The 11,801-nt window shown below is 75.0% G+C and carries 12 protein-coding genes; 5 read left to right on the forward strand and 7 right to left on the reverse strand.

From position 1 onward, the window contains the following. Positions 1–168 precede the first annotated feature (168 nt). The 3 genes from ACIBCA_RS33110 to ACIBCA_RS33120 all read left to right on the forward strand — a co-directional run bounded on the left by ACIBCA_RS33110 (position 169) and on the right by ACIBCA_RS33120 (position 2,862). A complete protein-coding gene (locus ACIBCA_RS33110; RefSeq protein WP_396286774.1) occupies positions 169–744 on the forward strand; it encodes a (2Fe-2S)-binding protein in 576 nt (191 codons plus the stop codon). Positions 745–826: 82 nt separating this feature from the next. Further along, positions 827–2,356, forward strand: a complete 1,530-nt coding sequence (locus tag ACIBCA_RS33115) for a DNA-3-methyladenine glycosylase 2 family protein (protein ID WP_396286775.1) — start codon at positions 827–829, stop codon at positions 2,354–2,356. Continuing rightward, positions 2,353–2,862, forward strand: a complete 510-nt coding sequence (locus ACIBCA_RS33120) for a methylated-DNA--[protein]-cysteine S-methyltransferase (RefSeq protein WP_396286776.1) — start codon at positions 2,353–2,355, stop codon at positions 2,860–2,862. The genes ACIBCA_RS33115 and ACIBCA_RS33120 overlap by 4 nt, the downstream gene beginning before the upstream one ends. Here ACIBCA_RS33120 and ACIBCA_RS33125 read toward each other — a convergent pair. Together ACIBCA_RS33125 and ACIBCA_RS33130 are read right to left on the reverse strand one after the other, a co-directional pair. After that, the gene (locus ACIBCA_RS33125; protein WP_396286777.1) at positions 2,859–3,374 is read right to left on the reverse strand and encodes a GNAT family N-acetyltransferase; all 516 of its coding nucleotides are present in this window, start codon (positions 3,372–3,374) and stop codon (positions 2,859–2,861) included. The two genes, ACIBCA_RS33120 and ACIBCA_RS33125, sit on opposite strands and share 4 nt — an antisense overlap. A gap of 67 nt (positions 3,375–3,441) precedes the next feature. Further along, the gene (locus tag ACIBCA_RS33130) at positions 3,442–4,023 is read right to left on the reverse strand and encodes a MarR family winged helix-turn-helix transcriptional regulator (protein WP_396286778.1); all 582 of its coding nucleotides are present in this window, start codon (positions 4,021–4,023) and stop codon (positions 3,442–3,444) included. A gap of 170 nt (positions 4,024–4,193) precedes the next feature. Between ACIBCA_RS33130 and ACIBCA_RS33135 the strand changes: the two genes are divergently transcribed. Next, entirely contained in the window at positions 4,194–5,675 is a 1,482-nt protein-coding gene (locus tag ACIBCA_RS33135) for an MFS transporter (protein ID WP_396286779.1), read from the forward strand. Here ACIBCA_RS33135 and pth read toward each other — a convergent pair. The 4 genes from pth to ACIBCA_RS33155 form a co-directional block, all read right to left on the reverse strand. Then, positions 5,641–6,282, reverse strand: a complete 642-nt coding sequence (pth, locus tag ACIBCA_RS33140; RefSeq protein WP_396286780.1) for an aminoacyl-tRNA hydrolase — start codon at positions 6,280–6,282, stop codon at positions 5,641–5,643. The genes ACIBCA_RS33135 and pth overlap by 35 nt on opposite strands. A 168-nt stretch (positions 6,283–6,450) precedes the next feature. Then, a complete protein-coding gene (locus ACIBCA_RS33145) occupies positions 6,451–7,083 on the reverse strand; it encodes a DUF305 domain-containing protein (RefSeq protein WP_396286858.1) in 633 nt (210 codons plus the stop codon). Positions 7,084–7,151: 68 nt separating this feature from the next. After that, positions 7,152–7,817 carry a DUF3105 domain-containing protein gene (locus ACIBCA_RS33150; RefSeq protein ID WP_396286782.1) on the reverse strand — a complete coding sequence of 222 codons (666 nt, stop codon included), beginning with the start codon at positions 7,815–7,817 and terminating at the stop codon, positions 7,152–7,154. 112 nt (positions 7,818–7,929) lie between these two features. Beyond that, the gene (locus ACIBCA_RS33155) at positions 7,930–8,433 is read right to left on the reverse strand and encodes a hypothetical protein (protein ID WP_396286783.1); all 504 of its coding nucleotides are present in this window, start codon (positions 8,431–8,433) and stop codon (positions 7,930–7,932) included. A gap of 329 nt (positions 8,434–8,762) precedes the next feature. On the opposite strand from ACIBCA_RS33155, the gene ACIBCA_RS33160 reads away from it, so the two are divergent. Further along, positions 8,763–10,430, forward strand: coding sequence for a hypothetical protein (locus ACIBCA_RS33160; protein WP_396286784.1), 1,668 nt, complete (start codon positions 8,763–8,765; stop codon positions 10,428–10,430). A 714-nt stretch (positions 10,431–11,144) separates the two neighbouring features. Here ACIBCA_RS33160 and ACIBCA_RS33165 read toward each other — a convergent pair. Next, positions 11,145–11,744: a TetR/AcrR family transcriptional regulator gene (locus ACIBCA_RS33165; RefSeq protein ID WP_396286785.1), complete on the reverse strand. Its 600-nt coding sequence runs from the start codon at positions 11,742–11,744 to the stop codon at positions 11,145–11,147. Between the last annotated feature and the right edge of the window lie 57 nt (positions 11,745–11,801).

Consider the following 11,801-nt stretch of genomic DNA (forward strand, 5'->3'; position numbering starts at 1 on the left):
CGGCCGGCGGGGGTGGGGTGGGCGGTGGGGGGCCCGGCCCCGCCGGGGGCCCCCCCCGCCCCCCCCCCCCGGGGGGGGGGGGGCCGCGGCTGGGGGGGGGGGGGGCGGGCCCCCCCCCCCCCCGCGACTGCCTACCGCCCGCTCGCCGACCTCCACCAGCTGCCCGAGGTGCTGGACGAGTACGTGGACGAGGTCGGGCACCTCCTGGGCACCACCCAGCGCCGCGTCGCCGCCTCGACGCTGCACCTGGGTGTGGCAGCGCGCCTGTGGTCCGTGGCCCTGGGTGTCCTGGCGTTCACCGGCCGGGTGCCCGACCTCGCCCCGGAGCGGCTGCACTGGCGCCGGGTGGAGAGCGGCCCGCTCCCGCCGTGGCTGCCCGCGCCGACCGCCGTGCCAGGGCCGCCCGGTGAGGACCCCGCCCGGGCCCTCACCGCAACGGTCCTCCGGTCGGCCCTCGACCCGCTCGGCGCCGCCATGCGCGCCCGGTACGGGCTCTCCGCCCACACCCTGCGGGGCAACGCAGCCTCCGCCCTGGTCGGCGCCGCCCGCATGCTGCACACCCGCGCCGCCGACGCGCCGTACCCGCCCCTGCCCGCGGTCACCGCGCTGCTCACGGCGGGCCCGCTCGCGACGGCCGGCGAGTTCACCCCCGACCCGATCACCTACCGCCGCCGCAACTGCTGCCTGTACTACCGCGTCCCAGGCGCCGGGATGTGCGGCGACTGCGTCCTCACCCGGGTGTGACCCCGCAGACCTCCGGACGCCCCCGACGCCCGTGTCCGATTTCCGCCAGTCACCTCCGCTCCGATCCCGCAGACTGGACAACGTGATCGACGACGACATCCGGTACCGGGCCGTGGACAGCAGGGACTCCCGCTTCGACGGGGTCTTCTTCACGGCCGTGACCACCACCGGCATCTACTGCCGCCCGAGCTGCCCCGCCGTGACTCCCAAGCGGGTCAACTGCCGCTTCTACCCGAGCTCCGCGGCCGCCCAGGGCGCGGGCTTCCGCGCCTGCCGCCGCTGCCGCCCCGATTCGGTGCCCGGCTCGCCGGAGTGGAACCACCGCGCCGACCTGGTCGGCCGCGCGATGCGGCTGATCGGCGACGGCCTGGTGGACCGCGAGGGCGTCGCCGGCCTGGCCGACCGCCTCGGCTACAGCGCCCGCCAGCTGCAGCGCCAGCTGACCGCCGAGCTCGGCGCCGGCCCGATCGCCCTGGCCCGCGCCCGCCGCGCCCAGACCGCCCGGCTGCTCCTGCAGACCACCGAACTGCCCGTCACCGACGTGGCGTTCGCCGCCGGCTTCGCCTCCGTCCGGCAGTTCAACGACACCGTCCGCGAGGTCTACGACCGCACGCCCAGCGGCCTGCGCGCCGAGGTCGCGGCCGGCCGCCGCACCTCCACCCCGGCCGGCGGACTGCAGCTGCGCCTCGCCTACCGGGGCGCCCTGGACTCCGACCACCTGATCGACTTCCTCGCCCTGCGCGCAGTCCCGGGCGTGGAGGAGGTCGTCCCCGGCGCGCGGTCGGGCGTGCGCACCTACCGCCGTACCCTCGCGCTCCCGTACGGCCACGGCATCGCCGAGGTCGACGGCCTGGCGCCGGGCGAGCCGCGCACCCGCGGCTGGCTCGACTGCCGCCTGCTGCTCACCGACCTGCGCGACCTGCCGACGGCCGTCCAGCGGCTGCGCGTCCTCTTCGACCTGGACGCCGACCCGGACACCGTCGACGAGCAGCTCGGCGCCGACCCCGTCCTCGGCCCGCTGGTGCGCGAACGCCCCGGCCTGCGCTCGCCCGGGCACGTGGACCCGCACGAGCTCGCCGTCCGCGCCGTCCTCGGCCAGCAGATCACCGTGGGCGCCGCCCGCACCCTGGCGGGCCGCCTCGCCGAGAAGTACGGCACGGCGCTGCCCGAGCCCAGCGGGGGCCTGCGACTGCTCTTCCCGACCGCGGCCGCCCTGGCCGCCGCCGACCCGGAGGACTTCGCGATGCCCGCCGCCCGCCGCCGCGCCCTGACGGGCCTGTGCGCGGCCCTCGCCGAGGGCGTCGTCCGCCTGGACAGCGGCGTCGACCGCGAGGAGGCGTCCGAGCGGCTGCTGGCCCTGCCGGGCATCGGCCCGTGGACGGTCGGCTACCTCCGGATGCGGGCCCTCGGCGACCCGGACGTCTTCCTGCCGAGCGACGTGGGCGTCAAGCACGGCCTCGTCCGGCTCGGCGCCCCGGGTGACCCCAGGTCCGCCGCCCTCGCGGCCGAGTCCTGGGCCCCGTGGCGCTCCTACGCCGTGCACCGCCTCTGGGCCGGGCCCGCGAACAACGACAGCACCACCAGCACCGGATCGGAGACCGACGCAGCATGAGCACCACCGTCTACACCACCATGGAGAGCCCCTTCGGCCGGCTGCTGCTGAGCGGTGTGCTGCCCGAGGACGGCGGCCCGGCCGCGCTGGCCACCGTCACCGCGCCCGGCCAGAAGTACGCCCTGCCCGAGCCCGCCGACGACTGGGCGCTGGACCCGGAGGCCCTCGCCGAGCCGGTCGCCCAGCTGACCGCCTACTTCGCGGGCGAGCGCACCACCTTCGACCTGCCGCTCGCACCGGTCGGCACCGAGTTCCGCCGCCGCATCTGGGCGGCGCTGGACGAGATCCCGTACGGCACGACCGTCACCTACGGCCGCCTCGCCGAACTGGCCGGCCAGGAGCCGCGCATGGTGCGGGCGGTCGGCGGGGCGGTGGGCGCCAACCCACTGCTGATCGTGCGCCCCTGCCACCGGGTGCTCGGCGCCAACGGCGCCCTGACCGGCTTCGCGGCCGGGGTCGACCGCAAGCGCCGGCTGCTGGAACTGGAGGGCGGCACCCTCTTCTAGTCGGTGCGACTCAGGTCCACCCGCCAGTCGTGGCTGAGCATGAACCGCCCGGGCGGGAACTCGAACTCCGTCTCGCCGAGGAGGGAGAACCCGGCCTTCGCGCAGACCGCGTTGGAGGCGGGGTTGTCCACCGAGGGGAAGGCGTGCAGGTACCGGTGGCGGGCCTCCCGGCGGGCGGCGTCGACGGCGAGGCGGGTGGCGGTCACGGCGATGCCGAGCCCCTGGTACTCGGGCAGGACGTTCCAGCCCATCTCGTGGACCGTCTCGCCCCGCCACGTCCGGGTGCCGTAGCCGACCGACCCGACCGGCTCCCCGCCGGGCAGCAGCGCGATCCGGTACATGCAGCCGATGCCGGAGGGCACGAAGTCCAGGTACCGGGCGTGCCGGACGAGCAGCTGCTCCTCGGTCTCGGGCCCGCCGACGTGCACTTTCATCTCGGGGGTGTTGATGCGGCGCAGCAGGGCGAGGTCGGAGTCCGCCCAGGGTTCGATCGTGATGTCCGTGAGGGTCATGCTCCTGGACGGTATCGCCGCCGCAGGCCCGGTGACCATGGGTTTTCCTACGACAGCCCGAGCCGCCTCAGCCCTGGTCGGAGGCCGCGCCGCCCGGCTGGGCGAGGGCCTTGGCGAGCTGTTCCAGCGCGGGCAGTGCCTGGACGACGGCCGCGCGCTCGCCCGGTTCGAGGGAGCCGAGGGCGGTGGCGATGCGGCGTTCGTGGGCGTGCTGCCAGTCGTCGAGCTGGCGCCGCCCGGCCGGGGTGAGGGCGATGCGGGCGGTGCGGCGGTCCCCGGGGTCGGCCTGGCGGTCGACGAACCCGGCGTCGAGGAGTTTGCCGATCAGCCCGCTGACGGTGTTGGGGGCGAGCCGCTGCCGGGCGGCGAGTTCGCCGACGCGCAGCGGCGCGGCGGCGAGGGTCTGGAGGAGTTCGACCTGCGCCATCGGCAGGGACTCCCACGGGTAGTCGGTGCGGATGCTGCTGCGCAGGGCGCGGCGCAGCCGGGTGACCGTGTCGGTGAGGCGCCGGGCGTGTTCGAAGGCCGGGTCGTGGCCGACGGCGTCGGGGGTGTCGACGGTGTCGGGGGTGTCGGGGGTGTCGGCGGTATCGACGGGTTCCTCGGGATCTTCGGCGACGGGTTCGGGAACCTGTGGTGACGACGGCATGGCGGACAGCGTATCTCCTGGTGCGGGCGCCTTTGAGGCCGCGCCCACGCCTCGGAGGGGCCCTTCCTGCCCACGTCGTTCGGTCACTGTCCGTCGTCATGCGCACACAGTTCCGTCGGGCCTCGATCTACTCGTAGAAAGAACATATCTGCATCCGATATATTCGTGACATGGACGCCACCGCCTTCGCCGCGCGACTGCTCACCGAGCGGCCCCGCCCCCGCGGCATCGCCGGCTGGCGCCACGCCCACTGGCTGGCCGTCGGCACCGTCTGCCTCGGCGCCTTCCTCGGCCAGCTCACCGCCAGCGTCACCGCGCTCGTCTTCCCCGCGCTCGGGCGCCACTTCGACGCGGGCTTCGCCGCCGTCGAGTGGGTCGCCCTCTCCTACCTGCTGGTGCTGGTCGCCCTGCTCGCCCCGGTCGGCTGGCTCTCCGACATCGTCGGCCGCAAGAGCATGTACCTGGGCGGCTTCGCCGTCTTCGCCCTGGCCTCCCTCGGCGCGGGCCTTTCCGGGAGCCTCGGCCTGCTGGTCGCCTTCCGGGCCGTCCAGGCGGTCGGCGGCGCGATGATGCAGGCCAACAGCGTCGCCCTCGTCGCCCACGGAGTCCCCGGACACGCGATGCGCCGCGCGCTCGGCATCCAGGCGGCCGCCCAGGGGCTCGGCCTCGCCCTCGGGCCCAGCCTCGGCGGGCTGCTGGTGGAACACGCGTCCTGGCGCTGGGTGTTCTGGATCAACGTGCCGATCGGCGTACTCGGCATCTTCGCGGGCCGGTTCCTGCTCCCGTGCACCAAGGCCGAGGGCACGACAGAGGCCCGGCGCCCCCGGGGCGCAGGTGCGGCGCGAGCCCGACGCCCGCGCGACGAGGGCCCGTTCGACCTCCCCGGCCTCCTGCTGCTCACCGGCGCCACCACCGCGCTGCTGCTCGCCCTCTCCACCGCCTCCGGCCTGCCGCTGCCCGGCTGGGCCGCCGCCGTCCTGCTGCTCGCCTCCGCCGCGCTCACCCTCGCCCTGGTGCGCCAGGAGCGGCGCGCCGCCCGGCCGATCCTCGCGCCGGGCCTGGTCAACACCCCGGGGGTGCGCTCCGGACTGGTGGTCGCGCTGATCGGCTACCTGCTGCTGTTCTGCCCGCTGGTGCTCGGGCCGGTGCTGCTCACCGGCGCGGGCGTGCCCGTGGCCCGCGCCGGACTGGTGATCACCGTGCTGCCCGCCGCCTTCGCCGTCGCCGCGACCGTCGGCGGCGCGCTGCTGCCGCGCGGCTGGTCGGACGTGACGCGCTGCCGCGCCGGAGCCGGGCTCGCCGGGCTCGGACTGCTGCTCTTCGCCCTGCTCCCCGTCCACGGCGCGGGTCCGGCCACGGCGGGCCCGCTGCTGCTCGCCGGGTACGGGCTGGGCCTGCTGCTGCCCGCCAACAACGCGCTGGTGATGCGGGCGATACCGGCCCAGTGCTCGGCGGTCGGCGGCGGCATGGTCAACATGGCGCGCAGCCTCGGCACCGCGCTCGGCACCGCGCTGCCCGTCCTCGGTGTCCACCTGGCGGGCGCGCAGTCCGGTGGGCGGACGGTCCTGCTCGCCCTCGCGGCCGTCGCGGCCTCGGCGGTCCTGCTGACGGGGCCGCTCACCGCTGGTCCCGCTCACCGCCCGCGGGCGTGACCGGCGTGACGGGCACCACCGGCGCGACCGGTGCGACGTTCAGCGCGTCCTGCGCCCGGTTCAGCCCGAGCCGCACCAGCGTCTCCAGGGCGTCCGCGCACCGGTCCAACACCCCCGGCATCGCGGCCAGTTCCTCCTCCGAGAACCTCCCCAGCACGTAGTCCCCGACGCTCTCGCCCTTCGGCGGACGGCCGATGCCGAAGCGCAGCCGCACGAAGTCCCGGGTGCCGAGCACCTCGCCCACCGACCGCACGCCGTTGTGGCCGCCCGGGCCGCCGCCGCGCTTGAGCCTGCCGGTGCCGAACGCGAAGTCCAGGTCGTCCTGCACGACCACCAGCCGCTCCACCGGGACGCCCCGGCGGCGCATCAGGGCGGCGGTCGGGCGGCCGGCCCAGTTGATGACCCACAGCGGCTTCGCCAGCAGCACCCGGCGGCCGTCCACCCCGATCTCGGCGACCATCGTGGCGATCCCGCTGCGGCGGAACCGGGCGCCGTGCCGCTCGGCCAGCCGGTCCACGGCCAGGAAGCCCGCGTTGTGCCGGGTGCCCCGGAACCAGGGGCCGGGGTTGCCGAGGCCGGTGATCAGCCAGGGGGCGTCGGAGGTCATGCGCGGTGCTCCAGAGGTGGACGAGACGTGCCGGAGATGGACGGGCAGAGGCGGACGAACAGAGGCGGACGGGCAGGGACGGCGGACGGCCGGGGCACCCGGGAACGACCCCCGGACGGGGACCGTTCCCGCGCGCCCCGGCCGCCGGGGATCGTGCGGTGGTTCGACTCAGGAGGCGGGCACGCCGGGGGCGGCGCCGCGCTCCTTGAGCATGTCGGTCATCAGCTCGACCTCCGAGGTCTGGGCGACGACCATCGACTGGGCCAGCCGCTTCTCGATGTCGTTCTTCGCCGCGTCGACGTAGCCCTGGGCCATCTCGACGCCGCCCTTGTGGTGCTCGATCATCAGCTGGAGGTAGAACACCTCCGCGTCCCGCCCGCTGAGCGAACGCAGCTTCGCCAGCTGGGTGTTGGTGGCCATGCCGGGCATCAGCGAACCGTCGTGGGGCGCGTACTGGTGCCCCATTTTCATCCACGCCATCGGCGCGGCGCCCGAGTGCTGGGACAGACCCCACTGGTCGAGCCAGCCCATCATCATCCCGCGCTGGTTGGCCTGGGTGTTGATGATGTCGAAGGCGAGGGTGCGGGTCGGCTCGTCCGAGGTGCGGTCCCGGACGATGAACGACAGGTCCACCGCCTGCTGGTGGTGCGTCGCCATGTCGCGGGCGAACCCGGCCTCGGCCGAGTCGTCCGCCGGGACGGACAGCGAGGACGAGCCGGAGGCCGAGGTCCCGCTCGCGACCAGCGCCGGCACACCGAGCGCCAGCGCCACTGCGGCGGCCAGGGCGGCCGGCAGCCACAGGCGCCGCTTCGGGGCGTTCTCCCTCTGGACCGCGCCGTCCTCGACGGCCGCGTCCTCCTCGTGGGCGGTCACATCTGCCCCATGGTGCAGGAGGCGCCGGGCTCCTGGGTCTGCTTGCCCTGGACGTACTTGGTGAAGAACTGCTCCACGCGCGGGTCGTCGGCCTTGTCGACGACGAGCTGGGTGCTCCAGGCGTTCAGGGTGATGGTGCCCTGCTCGTCCGGGTACGGGCTCATCAGCGAGTACGGGGTCTTCTTCACCTTGTCGGACAGGAGCTTGATGTCGTCCGGGGTGGCCTTGCCGTTGTACGTCACCCAGACCGCGCCGTGCTCCAGCGAGTGGACGGCGCGCTCGTTCTCCACCGCCTTGTCGTAGACGTGGCCCATGCAGTCCAGCCAGACCGCGTTGTGGTCACCGCCGACCGGAGGGGTCATCGGGTAGGTGACCTTCTCCTTGACGTGGTTGCGGCTCAGGTCGCCGAAGGTCTTCACGCCGGGGATGTCCGCGTTCGCGGCCGCCTGGCGGTCCTCCTTCTTCTTGTTCTGGTCCATCACGATCCAGGTGCCGGTCGCGATCGCGCCGACCACCAGCACACCGGCCGCCACCGAGGCGATGATCTTGTTGCGGCGGTCGCGGCGCTGCTCGACGGCGCGCAGCTCGGCTATGCGGGCGCGGCGGTCGAGACCGGCCTGCTTGCCGCCGGACTTGTTGGACTGCTTCGAGGCGGAACCCATGGTGGTCGTCCTTCTCTATCGCCGCGTACCGGGGGTGGGCGCGGCGGTCGTCTGAGGTGGGAGGAGGTGCGGTCGAATCCGCCGGCGGGGCGCCGACGGGTCGGGGTTCCGCTCAGGACCGTTGGACCTGGAGCACGTGCAGATCGGGGGCGGGGCGCGGACCGTCCAGCAGTCCGGCCCTCAGGACGCGTGACGGCGCCTCGGGCACCGCCGGGAGGAGCGTCACGGCGGGCTGCGGCTGGGGCGGCGGGTTCGGCAGCTGGGCGTCCTGCGGGCAGAACGGGTGGCTGGAGCAGCCGTTGCCCGGGCGCTGCTCGCCGTCGGCGCTGCACAGGATCCAGTGGCCCTGGTCCTCGGCGTACCGCCGCTGGTCCGCCGACTGCGCGGCGCCCGCCGGGGTGCCACCCGGCTGCGGGTCGCTCTTCGCGGCCGTCACCAGGGCGACGGCGGAGGAGTGGGCCGGGGCCGGGTGGGCGATGGCGTCCAGCGCCCTCGCCTGGCCCGCGCAGGGCAGCATCGTCAGCAGCGCGACCAGCAGCAACACCCACAGAGCGGCCGGGCGGCCCGCCGTCGCGGCCCTCCCCGGTCGGGGTGAGCTGGGGGCCGACGCGGTCATGCGGACATTTAATCAGCCGAACGAGTGAAGCGATGCCCCTCCCAGGCTGCCATTTTCCGTCGTCCCCGAGCCGGAACAGCCAGGAAACGGCCTGCTCCGGGTACATCGGGCAAACACGGACGGAACGGGCCACAGGCGGCGCCGGAGCCCCCGGTGAACGGGCGGAGAAGCCCGGGACGAAAGGGCTGGTCGAGGCCGTGGCCGGGATGCTCCGGTCGGTGACCGGTTGTCGCCGAAACCCGGACACGGTCGTTGCACTTGGAGACAATGACGTCGAGCCCGGCCCGCCGGGGGCGGCGCGGGACCGAAGGACGACCAGGAGCCGCCAGATGAGCAAGCAGGGTGCACCCGCACAGCCGCACCGGCCGGACGACGCCTGGTGGGAAACGGTCTACCAAGGCCCCGCGGGCACCCTCCCCGACACCCCGGACGCCGACTCCGGCACGGGCACCGTCGACGAATGGTTCGACACGGCCGTCGGCCTCATCGGCCGCCAGCGCACCGGCGAGTCCGAAGCGGAACCCGAAGCGGAACCGGAAGCGGAGCCGGCGCCTGCACCCGCGCCCGCGCCCGCGCCGGTCGCGAAGGTGCGGGACAGCATCGACGACTGGTTCGAGAGCGCGATCGACGTCATCGGCCCCGAGTACGCACCCGAGGCCACCCACAAGTTCCCGGCGCCCTCCTTCGCCACCGACCCCCCGAAACCGGAACCGTCCCCGGACCCCGTCTCCCTGGAGAAGGCCCCACCCCCGGAGCCGGCGAATCCCGAGCCCGAGCCCGAGCCCGAGGCCGTCGCCGAGCCGGACCCCGGGCCCGAGGCCGAACCCGAGCCAGTGGTGGAACCGGAGCCCGCCCCCGTCCCTCCCACCGCCACCATCCCGGACCCCCGCGTCTCCCTCGCCCGCCCCGCGCACACCGAAGAGCCGCCCGCCGCACCCGAGCCCGAACCGCTTCCCCCCACCGCCACGATCCCGGACGCCCGCCCCGCCGCACCCGAACCTGCGCCTGCGCCCGCGCCCTCGTCTTCACCTTCACCTTCGCCTTCACCTGAACCGCTTCCCCCCGCCGCCACCCGCTCCCCGCTCGCCGAGGAGCCGCCCGCCGTCCCGCACGTCGGCGAGCGCCCCCCGACCTACGGGCCCGAGCCGACCGCTGTCCCCGAAGCCGACCCGTACGCCCTCGGCCGGCTCGCCCCGGACACCGCGATCGAGGGCGCCCAGTACGGCCCGACCGTGCTGCGGGCCGTCTCCGTCCGCGGCGACTCCGCGCGCTACCGGGGCGAGCCGCGCCGCGACACCCTCCTCGTCACCAGGTTCGGCGACGGCCCCGACGGCCTCCTCCTCGCCGTCCTCGGCAGCTTCGGCCGGACGGGCTCCGCCGACGAGCGGGCCCCACAGGACGTCGCCACCGCCACCGGCGAAGCCGCCCGCCAACTCGCCGCCGCCGTCGGGCGCAGCCGAGACGGCCTGGCCGACGACCTCCGCGCCGGCGCCCGCGACCGCCTCCGCTACGGCCTCCAGCGCCTCGCCACCAGCTCCGTCGCCCCGCTGCGCGCCCTGGCGCCCGACGCGGAAGGGGAGAGCGCGGCCTCACTGCACTGCCTGATGGTCTCCCTGGACCCGCAGGCCGGTTACCGGGCGGCCTTCGGCATCGGCCCCGGTGGGCTGTACCTGCTGCGCTCCGGCCACTGGATCGACGCCTACGCGGCCCGCCTCCTCCACCACCCGGATGGCCAGCCCCCCGCACCCGAGGCCCCCACCCCGGACCCGCGTCCCTTCCGCTTCCGCCTCGTCCCCGCCACCCCGGGCGACATCCTCCTCCTCTGCACCCCGGGCCTCGCCCGCCCCCTCGCCGACGAACCCGCCGTCGCCCACTTCCTCTCCTCCCACTGGGCCCACCCCCACCCCCCGGGCACCGTCGACTTCCTCCGCCAAGTCCAAGTCCGCGCCAAGGGCTACGCCGACGACCGCACCGCCGCCGCCATCTGGACGGAATAGCCACCCGCTCCCCTCAGCACAGGAAGTCGGCCAGCCCGACTTCCTGCGCAACACACCACCCAACACCCCGGCCGAACCACCCCCGCGATGCCCCCAACGATCGCCCGCATAACCCCACCGCAGCGGCACCTGGCGCGTGGGAAGTCGGCGTGGCCGACTTCCCACGCAAAGCGCATCCGTGCCAAGCCGGCCAGCCCGACTTCCTGCGCGGTGCGCCGCCCGCACAACCCCGTCGAGCCCGTCCCGCCGGCCCGTTGCAGATCTCGCTGCACCGTCGGCACCCGGTGCGTGGGAAGTCGGCGTGGCCGACTTTCCGTACTCGGTGGGCGAGGTAGCGACGGGGCAGCGAGGAACGGCCGGGTGGCGGCCCCTGGGTGGGAAGTCGATTCCGCCGACTTCCTGCGCAGGAGTTGCCGACCGCACAGCCCGACCGCGCCCGCCAGTTGAAGGTCGCGCCGTACGGCGGCACTTGGCGGGGGCGGGAAGTCGGTGGGCGAGGAGCGGTTGGGTGGCGGATCGCGCGCAGGAAGTCGGCCGTGCCGACTTCCTGCGCGGGTCGGGGTGATCGGGTGGGTGGTGTGGCCTGGGCCCGGCGGTTCCAGGGGGCCGAGGTGGGGGCCTCGGTCGCCGGGTGCTCGTGCTGGTGGTGGACGTTTCGTCGTGAGGGCAGGGGGTGGCCCGCGGCGGTGGCCACCGTGTTTCCCGTCGCGGGGGTCAGCTGCGGAGGAGGGCGGTGGCGGCGGTGGTGGCGTGGGTGAGGGTGGTGGGGTGGTGGGTGTCGGGGAGGCCGATGGCCAGGGGGACGGAGAGGCCGTCGAGGAGGGCGCGGAGTTGGAGGGCGCGGGTGGCGGAGGGGCCGGGGGTGAAGTGGCCGGTGGCGGTGCCGTCGTCGATGAGGGTCACGAGGTCGGCCTGCCAGGGGGCTTCGATCTCCTGTTGGCCCTGGCGGATCTCGGCGCTGGCGGGGGAGCGGCCCCAGACTTCGACCCAGAGGATCCAGCGGGGGTCGCCGGGGCCTTCGGGGAGGTAGAGGCGCAGGTAGGAGTCGAGGCGGGCCCAGGGGTCGCGGGTGCGGTCGGCGAGGGCTTCGCGGCGGCGGGTGCCGAGTTGGTCCTCGCTCCAGCGGAGGGTTTCGAGGAGGAGCTGGTCCTTGCTGCCGAAGTAGTAGAGGAGGTGGCCGGCGCTCATCTGGAGTTGTTTGCCGAGTCCGGCCATGGTGAGTTTGGCGAGGCCGTGTTCGGCGATGGCGGCGCGGGCGGTGGCGTAGACCTCTTCGCGGGGGCGCGCGGGGCGGCGCGGGCGGGCGTCCGCCATGGGGTTCTCTCCTCGGTGGTGCTGAGCGCGGAAGGCTACCCCGGACGGGGGTGGGTG

The organism is Kitasatospora sp. NPDC051170, from assembly GCF_044455705.1.
Classification (GTDB): domain Bacteria; phylum Actinomycetota; class Actinomycetes; order Streptomycetales; family Streptomycetaceae; genus Kitasatospora.

What these genes read in the sequence shown, in the direction of transcription:
- ACIBCA_RS33120 (WP_396286776.1), top strand. Translation starts at nt 2,353, where the DNA reads ATGAGCACCACCGTCTACACCACCATGGAGAGCCCCTTCGGCCGGCTG.
- ACIBCA_RS33125 (WP_396286777.1), bottom strand. Translation starts at nt 3,374, where the DNA reads ATGACCCTCACGGACATCACGATCGAACCCTGGGCGGACTCCGACCTC.
- ACIBCA_RS33130 (WP_396286778.1), bottom strand. Translation starts at nt 4,023, where the DNA reads ATGCCGTCGTCACCACAGGTTCCCGAACCCGTCGCCGAAGATCCCGAG.
- ACIBCA_RS33135 (WP_396286779.1), top strand. Translation starts at nt 4,194, where the DNA reads ATGGACGCCACCGCCTTCGCCGCGCGACTGCTCACCGAGCGGCCCCGC.
- pth (WP_396286780.1), bottom strand. Translation starts at nt 6,282, where the DNA reads ATGACCTCCGACGCCCCCTGGCTGATCACCGGCCTCGGCAACCCCGGC.
- ACIBCA_RS33150 (WP_396286782.1), bottom strand. Translation starts at nt 7,817, where the DNA reads ATGGGTTCCGCCTCGAAGCAGTCCAACAAGTCCGGCGGCAAGCAGGCC.
- ACIBCA_RS33155 (WP_396286783.1), bottom strand. Translation starts at nt 8,433, where the DNA reads ATGACCGCGTCGGCCCCCAGCTCACCCCGACCGGGGAGGGCCGCGACG.
- ACIBCA_RS33160 (WP_396286784.1), top strand. Translation starts at nt 8,763, where the DNA reads ATGAGCAAGCAGGGTGCACCCGCACAGCCGCACCGGCCGGACGACGCC.
- ACIBCA_RS33165 (WP_396286785.1), bottom strand. Translation starts at nt 11,744, where the DNA reads ATGGCGGACGCCCGCCCGCGCCGCCCCGCGCGCCCCCGCGAAGAGGTC.